Here is a 19,098-nt window from a genome sequence, read left to right as displayed (position 1 = left end):
TGAATGAGCTGGCGAGCGTGACAACTTCGCGACCCAATGGCGGCAGCGGTGGGGGCGAGACCAATTTCTCATGTGCCGTAGTATAAGAAAGAACCAGTCTCTCACGTTTTATCCTGTTTGTTGGCAAGCAATTTTGCCAATGTCAAAAAGGTGGCAAATGGACAGCGCGCGGGAGACTTCTTTGAATGGATATAAAAGTGTTACAACAATTGTACGCGAACCTTCCGCAAGGCGGAGCGTTCGCGCAAATACTGGAAAACAAATCTATAAACACCGTTTTCCTGCGAGGTCTCGTGGCCTCCTCCGCCCCCATGTTTTTTTCGTCGGTGGCTCCAAAAGTAAAAAAAACATTTGTTTTCATACTCCAAGACGCTGACGAGGCTGGTTATTTTTACAACGACATGATGTCAGCGTATGCACGAAAGCATGCCAATGACGAGCCACATGCCGCCAAATGCCCCGAAGACGAAAGCGCGAACACGGATGAAAATCTCGCCGCCGTGCTTTTCTTCCCATCTTCTTATAGGCGGGCCACGAAGTACGGACAACGCGATCCAGCCAACGAGATACTTCGAACAGAGGCGCTTGCCATGTTGTCCAAGCCCACCGATCGTGCCGTCTATATCGTGACATATCCAGAGGCCATCGCGGAGATGGTCGTTAACCAAGTTCATTTGGACGAGCGGCGCATGTCGTTGCGAACAGGCCAAAACGTCGATATCGTCGATTTGCAACGCCGTTTGCGAGCGTTAGGGTTCGAGGAGAAAGATTATGTGTACGAGCCAGGTCAGTTTGCGGCACGCGGCAGCATTCTCGACATCTATTCTTTTTCGAGCGAGTTGCCGTTCCGTCTCGATTTTTTCGGCGACGAAATAGATACCATTCGCACGTTTAGCGTGGAGGACCAGCTCTCCAAGGACAAGAAAACGGAAATAGACATCGTGCCCGAATTGGCCGCGCAGGCATTGGACAAAACACCTTTCACGCGGTTTTTGCCGCCAGAAACCATCTTGGTGACTAAAGACATGGCTTATGTGCGCGGTGTCATCGACCGCGTTTACAACGAGGGTTTCTCAGCCCAGGCACTCGCCGAGCGCATGGAGGGAGCCACCGAAATGGAACAGGCGCAAATATTGCGCGAGATGACCAAGGAGAGCGCATTGTGTCCCGCCACCCAATTCGAGACAGACGCGCAACGATTCAAGCAGGTAATCATGCAACCATCGGCCAATGTGGCGGAATTTGACAAAGGCGGCGCAGCGGCCATAGACTTCCACGTATCGCCCCAGCCGCTTTTCCATAAAAACTTCACGTTGTTGCGCCAAACGCTTGAAGACTATCTGTTGAAGGGCTACACACTCTACATTTTGGCCGACAGTCGCAAGCAGCATCAGCGTTTGCGCGACATCTTTGACGAGATGGGAGCCGACCAAGAGCGATCTGGCGCCAACGCTCAGCGGTCTGTTATCAATTTCACGGCCGTGGATAGAACCATCCACGAAGGGTTTGCCGACAATGATTTAAAAGCTTGTTTCTTCACTGACCACCAAATCTTCGACCGTTTCCACAAGTACAACCTTAAGTCAGACGCGGCCCGAGCCGGCAAGATGGCCCTCACCATGAAGGAGCTGCAAGACATGGAGCCGGGAGACTTCATAGTGCACGTAGATTTCGGTATAGGCAAATTTGGAGGTTTGGTAAGGGTTCCTATCACAAAACCGGGCGTTGCCGACTCGTACCAAGAAGTCATACGCCTCATTTATAAGAACAACGACAAGGTGGACGTGTCCATCCACTCGCTTTACAAAATATCCAAATATCGCAACGCCAACTCTGGCGAGCCACCCCGGTTGAGCGCGTTGGGCACGGGCGCTTGGGAGCGTTTGAAAGAGAAAACCAAGAAACGCGTAAAAGACATAGCCCGCGATCTGATACGTCTTTACGCCAAGCGGCGGCACGTCAAGGGTTTCGCCTTCGGCCCCGACTCTTTCATGCAGCATGAGTTGGAGGCCAGTTTCCTGTACGAAGACACCCCTGACCAGCTCAAGGCCACGCGCGAGGTCAAGGAAGACATGGAGCGAGCCCGCCCCATGGATCGCCTAATATGCGGCGACGTGGGATTTGGAAAGACGGAAGTTGCCGTCAGGGCGGCTTTCAAGGCAGCTTGCGACTCCAAACAAGTGGCGGTGTTGGTGCCTACCACCGTGCTGGCTTTCCAGCATTTTCAGACATTTCGAGACCGCCTGAAAGATTTTCCCGTCCGGGTGGACTATCTCACCCGAGCTCGCACGGCCAAGCAAACCAAACAGGTGATGGACGATTTGGCCACAGGAAAAATAGATATTATCATCGGCACGCACAAACTTTTGGGCAAGGCGGTAAAATGGCACGACTTGGGATTGCTCGTCATAGACGAGGAGCACAAGTTTGGGGTGAGCACCAAGGAAAAGCTCCGCAAGCTAAAATCCAATGTGGATACGCTCACCATGTCGGCCACGCCAATACCTCGCACCTTGCAATTCTCGCTAATGGGCGCGCGCGATATGAGCGTCATGCGTACCCCACCGCCCAACCGTCACCCCATACATACCGAGCTGAGCGTGTTCAGCCACGAGGTGATCGCCGACGCTATCAACTTTGAGATGAGTCGCAATGGGCAAGTGTTTTTTGTTAACAATCGCATATCCAACCTGGACGAACTGGCTAATCTCATTCGCAAGCACATACCCGATTGCCGAGTTGCCATAGGACATGGGCAGATGGCGCCAAACGAGTTAGAGAAGATAGTCATGGATTTCGTCAATTACGAGTATGACGTGCTTCTCTCCACAACCATCATAGAGAACGGCATTGACATACCCAACGCCAACACCATTATCATCAATGGCGCCAATCGGTTTGGGCTTTCAGACTTGCACCAAATGCGCGGGCGTGTGGGACGCTCCAACCGAAAGGCCTTTTGCTACCTGCTCGCGCCGCCCAAGAACTCGCTCACGCCCGAGGCGAGACGGCGATTAGAGGCGCTTGAGGCTTTCTCCGAGCTGGGAAGTGGCTTCAACGTGGCCATGCAAGATCTCGACATACGTGGCGCGGGCAATCTGCTTGGGGCTGAACAGAGTGGATTTATGGAGGATTTGGGGTATGAGACCTATCAAAAAATACTCACGCAAGCTGTTACCGAGCTGCGCAATGACGAGTTCTCCGATCTCTACGCCGAAGCCATTGAGCAGGCAGACGATGTGACAGGCTCCGACTTCGTGAGCGATTGCGCCGTGGAGAGCGATCTTGAGATGTATTTCCCCGACACGTATGTGCCAGGCAGCAGTGAGCGAATGTTGCTCTATCGCGAACTTGACAACATGGAGAACGACGACGAACTCGCCGCCTATAGACAGCGCTTGGTGGACCGCTTCGGCCCCGTGCCACCAGAGGGGGAGGAACTTATGCAGGTAGTGGCTCTCAGGCGCGTGGGCAAAAGACTTGGTTGCGAGAAACTCACATTGCGCCAATCCTCCATGAACATGCAGCTCGTGTCCGCCCAAGACAGTCCGTTCTACCAAAGCGCCACATTTGGCCGTGTCATCAAATATGTCATGGCCAACGCCCGCCGTTGCAATTTCAAAGACAGTCATGGGCGGCGTCTCATCCAAATCAGCAACGTGCGCAATATCACAGAAGCCGCGCGGATATTGCGAGATATGGAAAAACAGGTATAACGCATCGAGCTATGGAATGGCGAATAATTGAAGACGCGCATACTTTCGGAGAAAAACGGCCTGAAATATGGATGTTCGGATACTGTTAATATACAGCGTCTTACATTAAACTAACATGCTCTTTTTATATTAAGTGCAAAAACAGCGTAAGCGTCCAGCGTTAGCCGCTTTTGCGTGGCTTTCCTATTTTAATTCCTTTGCCTGGAAAACGTTGGTTTTTGCACTCAACGAAACAAATGTTGTCGGGCTCGTCGCACTTGCGTGAACATGCCGTCAGGCAATACTTCGCCTGTCCAAATTGGCACGCGGCTACGATTTCAACCCTTTTGATGGTGTAGTTTACGTTTTCTGCATTCGATCTCTTAACCGAATCAAGTTGTTTCATTGGGAACGTCGTGGTTTTGTCGTCTATCACAAGCGGATGGCGCAGGGCTGCATGAGTCAAAAAATAATACGGCAGAATTCCGTACCTTGCGAGCTCCGCTTGAAGGAATAAGCCCTAACGCTACCATAAAGAAAAGATGCGTTTAGACTTGGGATGTTGTTATTGAACTTCTTGAGCATAAAAATCGGAACTAAAGAACACGGATGCTTACGATATTAATAGTAGTTTGTACATGTTCTTTACAAAAACAAATGAACAGTTTTCCGTTCCCAAACTCATTACTTGAACCAACTTGAACTTTAAATTATTTTTTGTGGAAGATTATCTATTATATCTTTGCAAAAATGTTCTAAATAAACGAAATGAGGAATATCCACACTCTTTTCTTTGAAATTTATCGTTTGTTATACAAATATTATATATATTTGCAAATGAATAGTCACAAGAAGTACTTGTGTTCCCGTTCGGATATCGAAGTTCAAAAAGTAGAATCTGGTAAATTCAAACAAATAACATTGAACAAAGATATGTCTGGGCGAGTTCACACCTGCATAGGGTGTGGATTCCTCTTTCATGTTTTCTTTGTTATTGGGTTTTACCAGAGCCTTACTTTGAGAAAGTGTGGATTAGGGTCCACACCTCACTTTTTATTCGGGCATAGCTGAAAATCATGACAGCATACTATTTAACTCTTTATTAATAATTATCATCAAATTAAAGCTATGAATGAACTGAGTTTGAAAAATGCCATTCAGAAGTATTTATCGTCTGGTAAAAAAATTAGCAAGAACGTTTATGTTGGTGACGCCATAACGTCAGAATTAATTGAAAAACATTGCAACCGTTATGCTGATGGTTGTCAAAACGAGCGACCTCTCCTTATCGTAAATGATAAGATTCCTGGGACATTTAAAGGGTATGGATGGTCTGGATTAATGATTACGGATAAGACTTTGTACTATAAATGTGTGAAGGATTCTTTTTTGAGTGGCTTGGTTGCCATATCCGATAAAGGTTCTCTCCCATTATCAGAAGTTTTCTCACTGGCCATTGGCCACCATGATCATGCCTTCGGATCGGCCTATTTGGGGCATCAGCTCATTGTCAATAACCGCGTGGTGGGTTTGCTGCGTATGGGTGGCTCTATTTTTTTTGATGAAACAGCTATCGAAGAGTTGGGGGCAATATTTCAATCTGCACTTTAAGGACAATAATCATTTTACCTATGAATAGAGTATCTGTCCCAAATCACTGTGTTTTTTTCAGTCTTGTCTTGTTGTCCGCTCTCTTCTCCTCATGTGACGACGATAGACTGTCAGAGGCCATTCAAGGAACTTGGAACATACAATATAATTTAACCTCCAATGACCAGAGTGTAGATAGTATAAATGAGACTTTGGTATTCGAAAAGGGAAATAATGATGACGCGTCCGGAACCTTGGTTGAAACTAAAAGATACATATCTAAAAATTACGAATATGGGGACGACACCTACGATTATGTTTTAGATTCTTATGTTGAGGGGAAATGGGAAATTATAGCAGGCGACCTATATGTCAGCTATGATGTCTCCACACTTCGGGTCGCAGTCGAGGAAAAGAGCCTAAAAGTTCATTACTCTCCTTATGAAGTGCTCAGTAGTGATCTTTTAGATTTGGTAGCAGAAAAAAATGAGTTGGAAAAGCAAATTCAGAAAAGCTGTTACTCTGACATGTTCGATTATTATCACTGCAAGAAAGATGAATCCTATCAATATTCCGATCTGGAGATAAATGGTAATAGTATGTCTTTTAAAGACAGTGAACAGGAAGAATACCATTATTATAAACAAAACTAACAGCAATTAAAGGCTCTATTATTTAATTCTTTTTCTAAAGAGTTCTGTCTTGATAGAACTGTGCAATGGTACTTTCTTGACGGGAGCTCTCATAATAGTTCAAGTGAGTCTTAAAAATATATAGTGAATACGTATGGTCGAAAATTTAAAACAATGTCCCTTTTGCGGTGAATATATTATAGAATCGGCGAAGAAGTGCAAGCATTGCAAACAATGGCTTATACCTAAACCAGGCGTTAGCCCAACAGTATCGGCGCAGAGGCCTGGGCCAACGCCTAAACCTAATGATACTGAGGACACCGAGCCAAGGGTTTTAAGTGAAGATATTAAGGGGCTCGCGCAAATATCATTCTTCATAGCCATAACTGGCGCATTGCTCTATTCTTTAGCGGTTTGTCCTTACATCTCAAGAGATTTACATGGAGGGGGGAAGTTTAGATTCGTTTTCTTTGTGCTTTCCTTAATCCAATCAATCGGTATCAATGCGACGATAGCGTCAATTATAGAAGCGGTTGGCGCCGTAGGACTTTGGTACGGGGTCATGAAGCGTCTTGAGATAATCGGTCGCCCACAGACTGTTTTTGTCATTCTGTCCATAGTGCTATCCTTGTTTGAAATTATCGAAGATGGTGAGGTTGTGGATGTATTGATACCGATCTTTAGCCTGATAGAAGTAGCCTTTGGCATCGTGCTGATTACTAAGTATGAAGGCAGCATCAAGAAAATTGGCATAGTGTTGCTGGCATCCATTGTGTTCGGTGTGACATCTTTAGTTATAGTTGCTTTTATGGTTGAAGACGAGGAAGTATATAAGTTCTTTTTCGCATTAATTTCATTCGGTTTTAGCTGGTTGCAATATAAATATATGCGGGACGCTATTAAATATGAAACATATTAATCCTAATCAAAATAATTTAATTATGAAAAAACTAAGTATTCTGTCAATTGCAATTATTGCATCGCTAACAATTGTCTCATGTAATTCTAAGAAGACTAATTCTGCCAAAGGGGTTGACACTGTCCAATCCTCTACCGAAACAGATGCACAGTCGGCTGGTATAGCCGGTATTTATACTTCCACTGGGGATTTTGAAGGCTGGCACTGTGTGCTGGATGAAGATGGAACCGGTATGGAGACTGCAGTTTATAGTAATGGGGATGAAGAGATTGATATTCCATTTAAGTGGAAAATATCAGATGGTAAGATAATCTTTACTTTCGACACCGACGGCGCTTCTGTAACCAATCAAGACGCAAAGTATGAGGAAATTGTCAATGCTGCTATGCAAGGTTATTCGGAGCCAAGAGAATGTAATATTAAGGTAGAAGGCAAAAAAGTGACGATAGATGGTGAAGGTATCTATCCTACCTACGAACTGAATGTCTTGGGAGACGAGTAAGCAGTCTTCAAAATCCATAATCACGCTTCAGTACTTCCTGCCTACAATAAAACGATGTAGGGCGGAAGTCTGAGGCTTATACGAATTATATAGAATATGGAAGAAACAAAAATTTGTCCATACTGTGGCTCTGAAATTCTGGCAACAGCTAAAAAATGCAAGCATTGTGGAAACTGGCTTGAGAAGAAGTGCCCTGCCTGCGACGAATGGGTTAACATTGATGCGAAAAAATGCAAGCATTGCGGAACTTGGTTTAGTTACAAAGACAGGAAAGCCTACGATATAAAGACTGGCGCCCTCGCCCCTCAGCCTGCTTCTGTTCCAGCAGATGATGATGACGAAGGCAATGAGACTTTAGAAGAAGTCGTTGAAGGCTATTCTTCCATAACGGGCTGTTTGTTGTTGATAGAATCCATTGTGTTAGGAGTCTTATTGTCGTACGTCTATGATTGGAAATGGTGGGAAACTCTGATAGCTTACTTTATATTTACGATACTGATGAGTTTCCAGATACTTAGAATTGTTTATTGTGTGGGCGCTATCGCCACATGGTTTTGTATTGGCTATGCAGTTTATGACATGACAGGTGGACTTGTTGCCGGTGTCGTTGCCTTGTTATTCCATTTACCGGCATTCCACAGTAAATTTGACGAATTATGAACAGTACTAAAAGATGTCCCTATTGCGGAGAGGAAATTCTTGCGACAGCAAAAAAATGCAAGCATTGTGGAGAATGGCTGATTAAGGATGTTGCCATATCTCAGCCTAACCCTAACACAGAACCAGTAACACCTGAGCCGGTGTATGAAGATGCAGATTCTGATCAAATGGATCCTGAGGTGAAGAATATGATTACCGGTTTCATTGCAAAAGCATTCTGGATAGTTGTTTTTTTAATCATTGCACATTTTACAATACCCAATGAGGCTAGACTCTATAACAAAGTTTTAGACGGAGTTCATGAAGCTGTACAAGACGAGGTTGCCTCCTTGGGCAATACAATCATTCCAGGGTTAGGGACATTGGGTGCCATGGCATTAGATACAGGAACGATTAATGATGGTATAGACAAGACCTTCAGCCAATATAATTCCATTAACATAGAGAAGCATTGGTTCTGGAATACGGTCTCTATAGTGAATAATCAACATCCCGATGGTATAGATGTCGGTTTTGGCGTATTAGGAATGACTTTCGCAAGTGTAGATTGGGATGACTTCATGCTCACAAAGGATGGAGGAAAGGAGTTCTATGACAAACTATTAAATAATTAACAATTCTAAATCAATACTTTCAAAATGAATGATAAGACTAAGACATGTCCCTATTGTGGCGAAGAAATAAAAGCCGTCGCCAAGAAATGTAGATATTGCGGAGAATGGCTTACGGAGAAAGTAGAGAAAGAAGAGCCGGTAAAGATGATACCCTGTCCGGCTTGTTCTGAACTTATTCCGGAGAATACAACGGTCTGCCCATATTGCAACGAACCCTTGCAGAATGGCACGACCATCCCTCACGAGTGGGAAGAACAGCAAGGACAACCATCCCCTGACACCAAGTCTACCCCAATTGTCATGGACGAACATGAGGGTACGGAGAGAAATGTCACGACATCCACTTCACAGCCGACACCTGTCACCGGCACTCTTCTTTCACCTGATGATACGAACGACACCGATGATGATACAGATCTTAATGATGACATCAAGGAAGGATATTTCAACAACTACTTTGTTAAGCAGTTCATAGAGAAGTATCTTGATTTCAGCTCTACCATAAGCCGTGAACGTTTCTGGTTAGCGTGCTTATATTACACGCTCGTATTGATAGGGGCTGGTGCCTTGGATATAATCTTAGTTGATTGGTTCTTCGCCATCACAGGTATGGTTTCATTAGTACTTGCCATCCCGTCAATCGCTTTGCAGGTACGCAGATTGCACTCTATCAACAAGAGTGGGTGGTGGATCTTGATAAGTGTCATTCCAGTGATTGGAGCAATATGGCTTCTCGTCCTATATTGTAAGAAAGAAGAAATAACGAATGAAGAAGACCGAAAATTCGTGGTACGATCCAATACAGATCTCATTTTTTGGATAGTCATGGCAATATTAATTTTCTTTAGTGCTTTAAGAATAGAAGGTATGATTAACCGTAACGGAACAACGCTATTGGATATCATGTCTACAGACCCAAATAATACAGAAGCATCAGATTCCCTTGCATTAGTAGATTCCGTTGCCGTTTCTGATGACACATATGACATGGGTGCATCTGAAATGAAAGATGATGTTAAGCGAGCAGTATTGGAAATGTATAAGACTGATTTCAATGCTCTCGGCCAATCTGAAGTCATCAACGCTTATAGTACCGATATTCTGAAGGAGCTTTGGAACAGAGTAATGGAGTACGATAGGATCTACCATCAACACGAGTGTGGCTTCATCGATTATGATATTTTCACGCAAGCTCAAGACTGGTTCCCCGATATACGAGCGGAAGTGGAAAACGTAGAGCTAAGTCAAGACTCTAATGGTGATAACGTCGCGCAGGTTCGAGTAAGAATTATTGATCCGGCATATAAAAATTCTGATCGAATAGCTCATGTCACCATGAGACAGGAAAATTCTGACTGGAAAATGGACGACATCGGAACAGAGGGAATGCCATCGCTTACAGCCAGTTTACGTCAATACCTGAATGATGACCCGAACATGGCTGAGTAAGGGACGGATGGGCCAGAAAGGCATATCTCGATATAATGCCAATCAGGTTCAAATATTTGATATCGATTAACAGAATATTTCTCATTTGTAAAACTATTCAGCGATAGTAAAAACCACTCTACCTCTATCTTTTATTTCCCGCAAAACATCCCTTAAAACTTTTTTAAGCGGTATGTATTCTTGCATATTAGATGTATTTTCGCACCTTTATACCTGTCAAAGAGTAAGTTGCGGACCTGTCGAAAGTGTTGAAAGACATGATGCAAGAGATATGGTTTACGTGTGTTATCTCAGTCAGCAGTGTACTGAGATAGCAAGACTATATCGTAACACAAAATCCTTAAACCAGCAAATACGCAAGAAAAACGTAAGCATCCAACATTATTTCACGCGTTTAGGCTAAAAAGAAGGTGTAGGCAAATATAGGTTTTTAATTTTCAATAGAATACCTCGTAAGTTCCAAAACGAAGTGCAATAAAAGAGTCCCCCTCGCCGAGAGACGCAGACGTTCTCGAAGCGTAGCGAGATGAAGATTCAAAATCAAAGTGCAAAGTTATACTATTTTTTTTAATCAAATTATCTGTTGTCTTTAAAAATCCATTTTCCTTTCTGACACTGCGGATCTTGCCGAGACCTGCCACAAGGCATTTGGGGAACAAAGCAAGCACACCGATTGACTGCACAACGGCGATGTATGCAAGTTGCTTAATTTTAGCAAGCGCACATTGCAACGCTATCGCGATACTGGTGTGTTGCCTTTCTCCCCAATCGCGCATAAGTGCTATTACAGGCGTGAGGACGTGGAGCGGCTGTTGCAGACTAAATCGGAGAAAACAAAAACAGACAGACTAAAGAATAACAAATAAGGCAAGGGTCTTATGGAATCAGTAAAGCACTTGAATATTGAAGCGGATGATATGCAGGCGATGTTGTCCGCTATTAGTGGTGTAAGCAAGGGAATCAAGGAAGTGTCACAGACACACAAACCGCTGTTTGGAGGAGAACATTTCCTGACGAGCAAGGATGTATGCGAGCGGCTGTATATCAGCCCTCGTACCTTGCGAGACTATCGGGACAGGAGGATTATTCCATACACTCAGTTTGCAGGGAAGATACTCTATAAGGTGTCGGATTTGGAGAAATTATTGGACGAACATTATCAGGAATAGCAACCATATTACCTCTGAATACGTTATAAAATCTAAAAAAATCAATAACATAATCGATTATTACACTTTTGTGTAGCGCATGTTTTTATTGTTGCTTATACTTTTGCCAAAAATAAAAATTATAGATTATGGAAGACAGATACAGTAGAAACAGGCTCTACGTGAGTGAAAGGGAACAAAAAATTATCAAGGATTATAAAATATTCCTTGGTGGTGCGGGTATTGGCAGCATTATCGCTGAATGCGCTTTAAGATTTGGTTTTGAGCATATCACCATCGTTGATGGTGATAAGGTGGATGAAAGCGACCTTAACAGACAGAATTATACGGAGAATGACATTGGCAGATACAAAGCGGAATGTTTGGCTAAACGCTTGCAAAGTATTAACCCCAATGCACAGATAGACTATCATACAGAGTTTTTGAATCCGGGTAACATTGAGAATTTATTGAGTGGACATGATGTGGCTATCAATGCCTTGGACTTTAAGGATAAGACCCCATTCGTCTTTGATGAGATATGCAAAGAAAGAAAAATCCCCGTACTGCACCCATACAACTTTGGTTGGGCAGGCTTTGTTACAATCGCAGACCCATTGGGACATTCCATATCAGAATTGGCAGACGGATTTAAGGGATTTGAACTAAAGGTGGCTGAATATGTTACAGGGCATGGAGCTTTTTGGAATCAGCCAAAAGAGTGGTTGGACAAAATCGTTACTCAATATAGGGAAGAATGCGGAATGCTCCCACCTCCACAACTGTCCATAGCATCATGGATTACAGCGGGATTGTGTACAACAGCAATGTACAATCTTGCTACAGGAAAACCTGTGAACTATTTTCCAAAATTCTATTTCTCCTCACTTTTGCAATAAGCGAAGTTCTTTTCTCAGAACAATTTGTTTAAGGTTGCCCTTGAAATAGCTTCTGTAATATTCGCCACGCCTAATTTTTCAAAGGCGTGGCGTTTGTAGAATTTAATGGAGTCTAACGAGCGACACATTCTGTCTGCAATTTCTGCCATCGTAAGACCAGCCACAGATAGTCTGAGAACTTCAAGCTCTTCTTCTTTAAGCGATACACCATCACATTCCTGCCACCGATGTCCCTCGAAAGAGTAATTCCAATATTTCTGTTGTCCATTCTTGTGAAACTCTACATGCCCAGCTGTTTTATGCGAAGACAGAGACACGACACACATTCCAATCCATATCTTGCCCTCATCGGTTAATAGTATAGGAGTAAGCTGATGGTTGATCAGTTTGCTCCTCGTTCCACTCTTTAGATGAAAATGATAGGACATAGAGCATTGGTATTTATCAACGTTGTCGAAAGTATCGAAGAACTTAAAACCACTGCTGTTCAGCTCCACGAGCATTTTTTGTTCCTCCTCCGGCACATGTTCCAAGTAAAAACCGTACCCTAATTCCTTCACCTCCTTTGCCGTATGCCCACAAAGAAACAAAGGGTTGTCTGACACATAAAGAAACTCCTGCCTGTAATAATCTATCAAGTAAACACTCTGATAAGTCACACGTGCAAAAGCCTCTACCGTTTGTACTAATGTAGACATTACATGTGAGCCATAGTCTGGTGCATTGCGCACGGTGTTTGATGCGATAAAGAAATCTTTTATGTCTGTCATATATGCTAAACGTGCTAAGGTTCGCTGATATATTTCACTACAAAAGTACATTTTTAATGCGGAATACTGCAAAAAGATTACACAAAAGTGTAAAAGGCAAGATAGGAATAGAAAAATTACACAAAAGTGTAACGATATAATTTGGAGATATAAATATTTTTGCAACAGAAATCATAAAGTCGACAAGATTATAATACAGACCTCACTGTAATAAAAAAGGAGAAGAAGTTGAAAATCTATAAGAGTAGACAAAATAAATAAAAATCAAATTATCAAGGAGGATTTTCAGAGTTAAGAGAGGATGAATTAGGTATACTCCATGGAGGTGTTTGTTTATGACATCATTAATTTCAAAATTGTAAATAATTAATATTGATGAGAAAAGTTGTATTTTTGTTTTTAGTATTAATGCTATCTTTCTGTGGTGTTCTGCACGCACAGGAAGTAGAAGGATATGTATTAGATAATCAAGGAAAGCCAGTAGAGCTTGCATCGGTAGCCATCTTAACTTCTACTGATTCTACACTGGTAGGAGGTTGTATAACGACGGCAGATGGACAATTCAAGGTTAAGATCTCCGACAAAAACAAAATTGTAATCGTGAGAGTTTCACATCTATCGTACAAAAATGCTTTCCAAACTAAGGAAATGGACAATAACCCTATAAAAATTACGCTTTATCCCAAGGCTGTTGGGCTGAACGAAGTTGCTGTGTCGGCTTCAAGAATCATACAAAACACGATGGGATACACCGTAAACTTAGCATCCTCTCCTATCTTGAAAGGGAAGAAAACAGCTGATGCTTTGCTATTCCTCCCAGGAATAACTAATGAAAACGGAGTTATCAACATTAATGGACTTCCTGTAAGCGAAATATATGTAAATGGAATTAAAATAACCTCGCAAGAAGAACTTAACAAGTTTCCTGCCAATATGATTGGCTCTGTGAAGGTTGATTATCTTGCAGGAAGTAACGCCAATGCCTCTACTGGTGGAGGAGTTATCAATATCTCATTAAGGAAAATAGCCGACAGGAACTATTACGGTAGTTTGTCTGCGGAAGGAACCGCACACAAGGGGAATGGTATAGAAGAAGAAAACATAGGAGGAACGATATATTATAGATATAAAAATTTGCATGTTTACGATAATCTATCGCTGCCTTGGTATCAGTATAAAGAGAATGGCCGGCAAATTCTTTATAATAAACTATCGGGCATTGAGAAAGAGAGTTATGAAAAAAATAATAATTCGGGCCATCGTTTCTCTAATCGGCTGAGCCTTACCCAACAGTTTAACAAACAATCGTCATTGAGTTTTAGTTACTATATCTCAGCCAACCACAACCATTCACGCTTAAATACTTATGATGACGATAATAATACAAATATAAGGACTTACAAACGAATTGTAGAACAAGAAGTAACTACAAAATATTTAACTCCTCTCGGCAAGAGTAAAATCTTGGCAGATTTGACGATTGACTATTTTAACAGGCACGCAAATACAGCTACAACTTATTTTGGGAATAGCGCAGAATGCGTTGGAGCAACTGACAAGCAAAATAATAATCTTTGGAAAACTTCATTAGATTTCACTCAACCCATAGGTAGAAATCTATTGACTTATGGTGGTGCAGTTCAATTTGCGAATCAGCAATTTACTCCAACAGTAGTAAACAATATGACTGACGATTTTTTCGTAAGCAACAGTAGAACGAAAGTCAAGGGCTTTACCCCTTATGTCTATGTTCAGTTAGCGGGAGCATTCAAGAAGTTTAAATATTCTTTTGGCGTAAATTGGCAAATGAATCATATTTCATATAGCGATGATGAGTCCTATGCAATTTCCAAGAACATACAAAGAGAATTAAGTCCTTCAATTAGTTTAATGACTCCATTAAATAAAAACGGAAGCAGTATCTTTCGTTTTGCTTTTAAGCATATATTGGAGAACATTCCTTATTCAGCAATATCATCAACGATTAGATGGTCGAGTGCCTCTAATTATTCAATGGGAAACCCGTCTTTGAAAGCTCCAACGAATGATATGGTGATGGCTTCTTTCTCTTTCTTTAAAAATTTACTTGGAGTAACAGGTGTCTATATCCACGCTAATAATAATATTTATTGGCAAACCGAAAATAGTTCGGAGAATAAAGATTACCTTTACACTCGTCCTGTTAATCTTGATGGGATAAATGCGTATGGGATGAGTGTGGAACTGAATCTACACCCTTTGAAATATTGGATGATGAAAGCCACGGGTAAATTAGAATTGCATGTAGAGGATATAACTTTAGATGGTATAAAATATGACAAGAATAGACTCCGACAATATTATACGCTTTATAATAGTTTCAACCTCCCTTCAGGATGGGGCGGTATGTTGAACGTAATGTTAGAACCAACATTTAGGAACTTAGACCGTGTTTATTATAGCGTCTATAATGTTACGGGAAATATCTATAAAGAACTTTTCAAAGATAAATTAGAATTGGAGCTGTCGTTTGGACTTGCAGGAAAAGGACGCAAATACTCCCGACAGACAAATTTATTTAAGACTACTTATGATAATACCACCGCATTTCCATATATTGGACTCTGCGTAAAATGGACTTTCGAGAAAGGTAAGCATTCTACAATTAAGAAAATTACAGGTAATCAAGAATACAATGAGATAAAAGATATACGATAAAAATGACAACATCCTTTCCTATCATCTTGCAATATGATCCTTTGCAATTTCCGTCATAGTATATCTTGCCCTCATCGGTTAATAGAATGGGAGTAAGCTGATGGTTGATCAGTTTGCTCCTTGTTCCACTCTTCAGATGAAAATGATAGGACATAGAGCATTGGTATTTATCAGCGTTGTCGAAAGTATCGAAGAACTTAAAACCACCGCCGTTCAGCTCCACGAGCATTTTTTGTTCCTCCCTCCGGCACATATTCCAAGTAAAAGCTATACCCTAATTCCTTTACTTCCTTTGCCGTATGCCCACAAAGAAACAAAGGGTTTTCCGAAACATAAAGGAATTCCTGCTTATAATAATCTATCAAGTAAACGCTCTGATAAGTCACACGTGCAAAAGCCTCTACCGTTTGTACTAATGTAGACAGTACATGTGAGTCATAGTCCGGTGCATTGCGCACGGTGTTCGATGCTATAAAGAAATCTTTTATGTCTGTCATATATGACGAACATATCAGGTTCTTCACTTAATCTCATGGCAAAAATACTTTTTTCTTCGAAATGGCACTAATAGATTACACAAAAGTGTAAATAGCAAGATAGAAAAGAAGAATTACACAAAAGTGTAGTGTACAATGTTTAAAGAACCACTACTTTTGCCGTATAAAATTAAATACAAAAGAATCGTTATGGAAATGGAAGTAGCGTCGTTCGAAGAGTATGAGATATTCATGGCTGATAAATCCTGTTCGAATGAAGTTGCCAATTTCATAGTTAGGGAGAATTATTCCCATCACATGTCGTCATTTACAGAGGACGAAATCACGAATCTATAAACAAAGATATCGAATCAATAAAAAAAATAAATGCTATATGAATACTAACAATAAGATGCGAAGCATATTGATTATAAAATTACTTATGCTTTCACTTTGTACCTTGGCACAAATAAAAGGAATAGTAAGAGAAAAAGATAGCAATTTACCTATGGAGTTTGTAAATGTTACCATCCTTTCCGCATCTGATAGTGCTTTTATAACAGGAACCACTACTGACTCTTTGGGCATGTTTATAATTCCAAGCACCATACCCAACAGTATTATAAAAGTAAGTTTCATTGGCTGCAATACCCAATTTAGAAAAATAGTGCCTGAAGATACCTTATATAATTTCTTTTTACAGCCCAATGAAAATACTCTAAAAGAAGTTATAGTCAAAGGTAAGACCTACTTACATACATCGAAAGGTATCATCGCTAATATTGCTTCTGGACCATTGGCTAAACTTGGTAATGGCTTAGATGTGTTATCTCATCTTCCCTTTATTATAAACAAGAATGGAAATATTAGTGTTTTGGGTAAAGGAAAACCTTTAATCTTTATCAACAATAGATTGGTGCGTAATCAAAGCGAATTGCATCAAATAAACTCTTCTGATATTAAACGAGTGGAAATTATAACCAATCCCGGAGCGGAGTATGACGCTACAATAAGCGCTGTGATAAAAATAATCACATCAAAAGCAATAGGAGAAGGAATTGGCTGTTTGGCTAATGCAGGTTTAAGCATGGAGCGTAGATTGTCTCATTATAGTGGACTAAACATAAAATATCGCAAAAAAGAATTTGACGTTTTTGCGGATTTGCGATATAATCAAAGATCATCTGAAGCTAAGCAGCTCTCAGATCGAAGTTTATTAACTCGGCAGGTAAACGAGAATTTGGATATGCGAATTAACGCATTCTCTTGGAACGGATCAGTAGGGCTTAATTACGAGCACAGAGATAAGGTGGCTATGGGTGCTATATACAAGTACACATCTGTACCTGATGAAACTTTTACAGTTGATGATTATGTGGAAGTTAAACATTTGGGACGCGTAAGAGGTTTTATGTCAAACGATAAAAGAAAATCCGCCATATACAGTCATTATATAAATGGTTATTTCTCTTATTATTTCACAAAAGACACATATCTCAAGATTGATTTTGATTATATGAACTCATCTAACGAGAATAACCAAGATTATTCTCTTTCAAGCAAAGAAATCCATTCAAAGAATCATAGTAATAATATGCTATATGCCTATCGGGCAAAGGTAATAAGCCCTTTGGCTGGTGGAACTTTGACCTCCGGAACTGATGGAGCTTTTACCACAAACAAAAATCGTTACTCAATACTTGATGGCACAACCTTGCGAAATAGCCTGTTACCTACTTCCAATGTGGCTAAACAACAGCTATATTCTATTTTCTCAGAATATGAAAAATCTTTTGGCGCGCACTGGGATATAAGTATGGGGATCAGGTTTGAATATATGAATTTTAATTATTATAACAATAGCAATAATTCAACGAAAGATTCTCAGAAGGATAAGGGGTTTTATCCTTCCACTGCCATTAATTACAAAAACAATGATGTACAGATGACCCTTGCATATCGTTATACGACATTACGTCCAAGTTATTTTATGCTAAGAAATTCTGTTGAGTATAATAACCCTTATGGATATGAAGGTGGTACTCCTAACCTTTTACCACAAAAAAACAATATGCTTTCATTTTCATTAGGGTGGAAAGATTTACAAGTAATGGCAAATTATTCGATGATGAAGAATAGTACGATGTATGTTTACGACAGATACAATGGAAGTGATAGCATTGCTATTTTTCACACTCAGAATATAAAAAGCAATCAAACCTTTGATATTGCTTTATATTACTCACCTATATGGTTTAAAATATGGAGGCCATCATTTACAATAGATTTCACCAAACCTTTTTTGGTTTACAATAACAGTAAATATAATAAGCCCATTTATTCTTTTCTATTGAATAATATAATAACCCTGCCTAAGCATTTCCAAATAGGAGTTAATATGAGCTTTAACACATGTGGGAATTTAGATACAGAGTTGGTTTCTTATTCTCAAAATTTCGATTGTAATATTCATTGCGTAAAAGACTTTTTTAATGAAAAGCTACGATTAAAATTTGCAGTTAATAATCTATTTAACACAAGTCGTGAAAAATGGAGTAAAAACACCAATAATATCATTTTAAATAAATGGAACGATGCCGATAGATGTACGTTTATCTTCACTGCAAGTTATCAGATAAATCCATCTAAAAATAAATACAAAGGGGAAAAATCAAGTAATGAATTAAATAGACTCATTCATTAGAGTCTCGTTAGAATTGGGACATTAATGTTATGTTGTATGCAAATTATTTTTTTTGCTCAAACCACTGGCAAAAATACTTTTCTCTTTGAAATAACACTATGAGATAATACAGATGTGTAAAAAGCAAGGCGGAAAAAGTATTGAGTCTCGTTTTGCTATTGGGATTAACCCATTGGCACAATAAATGCTCGTGTGTATGTTTGAGGAGACGCTCGCCACGTACGGCATAGGCGGGGGCGAGTGGGGCGCGCGTACGCTTCAAGATGGCGGTGGAATGTATACGCGTTTTCGGTCTTTTTGTTTAACCCCCCACTTGTCCCGAACGCGGTTGTTGAGAAATTGG

14 protein-coding genes and 2 pseudogenes are annotated in these 19,098 nt (G+C 40.9%); 14 read left to right on the top strand and 2 right to left on the bottom strand.

The window, feature by feature from the left end; genetic code table 11:
- Positions 1 to 185 precede the first annotated feature (185 nt).
- The 12 genes and pseudogenes from mfd to HMPREF1640_RS08605 all read left to right on the top strand — a co-directional run bounded on the left by mfd (position 186) and on the right by HMPREF1640_RS08605 (position 12,108).
- Positions 186 to 3,716: a transcription-repair coupling factor gene (gene mfd, locus HMPREF1640_RS08665; protein WP_036893937.1), complete on the top strand. Its 3,531-nt coding sequence runs from the start codon at positions 186 to 188 to the stop codon at positions 3,714 to 3,716.
- 280 nt (positions 3,717 to 3,996) lie between these two features.
- Positions 3,997 to 4,212: an IS66 family insertion sequence element accessory protein TnpB gene (tnpB, locus tag HMPREF1640_RS12845; RefSeq protein WP_156098764.1), complete on the top strand. Its 216-nt coding sequence runs from the start codon at positions 3,997 to 3,999 to the stop codon at positions 4,210 to 4,212.
- A 611-nt stretch (positions 4,213 to 4,823) separates the two neighbouring features.
- On the top strand, positions 4,824 to 5,306 hold the full coding sequence (locus HMPREF1640_RS08650; RefSeq protein ID WP_036893933.1) for a hypothetical protein: 483 nt from the start codon (positions 4,824 to 4,826) through the stop codon (positions 5,304 to 5,306).
- 20 nt (positions 5,307 to 5,326) lie between these two features.
- Positions 5,327 to 5,938 (top strand): hypothetical protein, encoded by a 612-nt coding sequence (locus tag HMPREF1640_RS08645; RefSeq protein WP_036893932.1) that lies wholly within the window; start codon positions 5,327 to 5,329, stop codon positions 5,936 to 5,938.
- Positions 5,939 to 6,071: 133 nt separating this feature from the next.
- Complete coding sequence (locus tag HMPREF1640_RS08640; RefSeq protein ID WP_036893930.1) at positions 6,072 to 6,836, top strand: hypothetical protein; 765 nt, start codon at positions 6,072 to 6,074, stop codon at positions 6,834 to 6,836.
- A complete protein-coding gene (locus HMPREF1640_RS08635; protein ID WP_036893928.1) occupies positions 6,823 to 7,338 on the top strand; it encodes a hypothetical protein in 516 nt (171 codons plus the stop codon). The genes HMPREF1640_RS08640 and HMPREF1640_RS08635 overlap by 14 nt, the downstream gene beginning before the upstream one ends.
- A 96-nt stretch (positions 7,339 to 7,434) precedes the next feature.
- Positions 7,435 to 7,998, top strand: coding sequence for a zinc ribbon domain-containing protein (locus HMPREF1640_RS08630; RefSeq protein WP_036893927.1), 564 nt, complete (start codon positions 7,435 to 7,437; stop codon positions 7,996 to 7,998).
- Positions 7,995 to 8,612 carry a zinc ribbon domain-containing protein gene (locus tag HMPREF1640_RS13720; RefSeq protein ID WP_036893925.1) on the top strand — a complete coding sequence of 206 codons (618 nt, stop codon included), beginning with the start codon at positions 7,995 to 7,997 and terminating at the stop codon, positions 8,610 to 8,612. The genes HMPREF1640_RS08630 and HMPREF1640_RS13720 overlap by 4 nt, the downstream gene beginning before the upstream one ends.
- A gap of 24 nt (positions 8,613 to 8,636) precedes the next feature.
- Positions 8,637 to 10,061 carry a DUF805 domain-containing protein gene (locus tag HMPREF1640_RS12605; protein WP_052051775.1) on the top strand — a complete coding sequence of 475 codons (1,425 nt, stop codon included), beginning with the start codon at positions 8,637 to 8,639 and terminating at the stop codon, positions 10,059 to 10,061.
- A gap of 599 nt (positions 10,062 to 10,660) precedes the next feature.
- A pseudogene (locus HMPREF1640_RS12840) lies at positions 10,661 to 10,927 on the top strand (helix-turn-helix domain-containing protein).
- Between the two features lie 12 nt (positions 10,928 to 10,939).
- Entirely contained in the window at positions 10,940 to 11,230 is a 291-nt protein-coding gene (locus HMPREF1640_RS08610; protein WP_036893923.1) for a helix-turn-helix domain-containing protein, read from the top strand.
- A 128-nt stretch (positions 11,231 to 11,358) separates the two neighbouring features.
- Entirely contained in the window at positions 11,359 to 12,108 is a 750-nt protein-coding gene (locus tag HMPREF1640_RS08605; protein ID WP_036893921.1) for a ThiF family adenylyltransferase, read from the top strand.
- A gap of 14 nt (positions 12,109 to 12,122) precedes the next feature.
- On the opposite strand, the gene HMPREF1640_RS08600 is transcribed toward HMPREF1640_RS08605, so the two are convergent.
- On the bottom strand, positions 12,123 to 12,878 hold the full coding sequence (locus tag HMPREF1640_RS08600; protein ID WP_036893972.1) for a helix-turn-helix transcriptional regulator: 756 nt from the start codon (positions 12,876 to 12,878) through the stop codon (positions 12,123 to 12,125).
- A gap of 375 nt (positions 12,879 to 13,253) precedes the next feature.
- Between HMPREF1640_RS08600 and HMPREF1640_RS08595 the strand changes: the two genes are divergently transcribed.
- A complete protein-coding gene (locus HMPREF1640_RS08595; RefSeq protein WP_081935327.1) occupies positions 13,254 to 15,575 on the top strand; it encodes a TonB-dependent receptor in 2,322 nt (773 codons plus the stop codon).
- A gap of 58 nt (positions 15,576 to 15,633) precedes the next feature.
- Here HMPREF1640_RS08595 and HMPREF1640_RS12835 read toward each other — a convergent pair.
- A pseudogene (locus tag HMPREF1640_RS12835) lies at positions 15,634 to 16,072 on the bottom strand (helix-turn-helix transcriptional regulator); the annotation flags it as partial.
- A gap of 373 nt (positions 16,073 to 16,445) precedes the next feature.
- On the opposite strand from HMPREF1640_RS12835, the gene HMPREF1640_RS08580 reads away from it, so the two are divergent.
- Positions 16,446 to 18,755: a TonB-dependent receptor domain-containing protein gene (locus HMPREF1640_RS08580; protein WP_081935326.1), complete on the top strand. Its 2,310-nt coding sequence runs from the start codon at positions 16,446 to 16,448 to the stop codon at positions 18,753 to 18,755.
- Positions 18,756 to 19,098 lie beyond the last annotated feature (343 nt).

This window comes from Prevotella sp. S7-1-8 (genome assembly GCF_000758925.1).
Lineage (GTDB): Bacteria > Bacteroidota > Bacteroidia > Bacteroidales > Bacteroidaceae > Prevotella.
Note: the sequence above shows the minus strand (reverse complement) of the source record. Positions and strands in the feature narration are given on the sequence as shown.

Bases quoted from the DNA above. Each gene is read 5' to 3' on its own strand.
- HMPREF1640_RS08630 (WP_036893927.1), top strand. From the start codon at position 7,435: ATGGAAGAAACAAAAATTTGTCCATACTGTGGCTCTGAAATTCTGGCA.
- HMPREF1640_RS08595 (WP_081935327.1), top strand. From the start codon at position 13,254: ATGAGAAAAGTTGTATTTTTGTTTTTAGTATTAATGCTATCTTTCTGT.
- HMPREF1640_RS08610 (WP_036893923.1), top strand. From the start codon at position 10,940: ATGGAATCAGTAAAGCACTTGAATATTGAAGCGGATGATATGCAGGCG.
- HMPREF1640_RS08600 (WP_036893972.1), bottom strand. From the start codon at position 12,878: ATGACAGACATAAAAGATTTCTTTATCGCATCAAACACCGTGCGCAAT.
- HMPREF1640_RS08645 (WP_036893932.1), top strand. From the start codon at position 5,327: ATGAATAGAGTATCTGTCCCAAATCACTGTGTTTTTTTCAGTCTTGTC.
- HMPREF1640_RS08605 (WP_036893921.1), top strand. From the start codon at position 11,359: ATGGAAGACAGATACAGTAGAAACAGGCTCTACGTGAGTGAAAGGGAA.
- HMPREF1640_RS08650 (WP_036893933.1), top strand. From the start codon at position 4,824: ATGAATGAACTGAGTTTGAAAAATGCCATTCAGAAGTATTTATCGTCT.
- mfd (WP_036893937.1), top strand. From the start codon at position 186: ATGGATATAAAAGTGTTACAACAATTGTACGCGAACCTTCCGCAAGGC.
- HMPREF1640_RS12605 (WP_052051775.1), top strand. From the start codon at position 8,637: ATGAATGATAAGACTAAGACATGTCCCTATTGTGGCGAAGAAATAAAA.
- HMPREF1640_RS08635 (WP_036893928.1), top strand. From the start codon at position 6,823: ATGAAACATATTAATCCTAATCAAAATAATTTAATTATGAAAAAACTA.
- HMPREF1640_RS13720 (WP_036893925.1), top strand. From the start codon at position 7,995: ATGAACAGTACTAAAAGATGTCCCTATTGCGGAGAGGAAATTCTTGCG.
- HMPREF1640_RS08580 (WP_081935326.1), top strand. From the start codon at position 16,446: ATGAATACTAACAATAAGATGCGAAGCATATTGATTATAAAATTACTT.
- HMPREF1640_RS08640 (WP_036893930.1), top strand. From the start codon at position 6,072: ATGGTCGAAAATTTAAAACAATGTCCCTTTTGCGGTGAATATATTATA.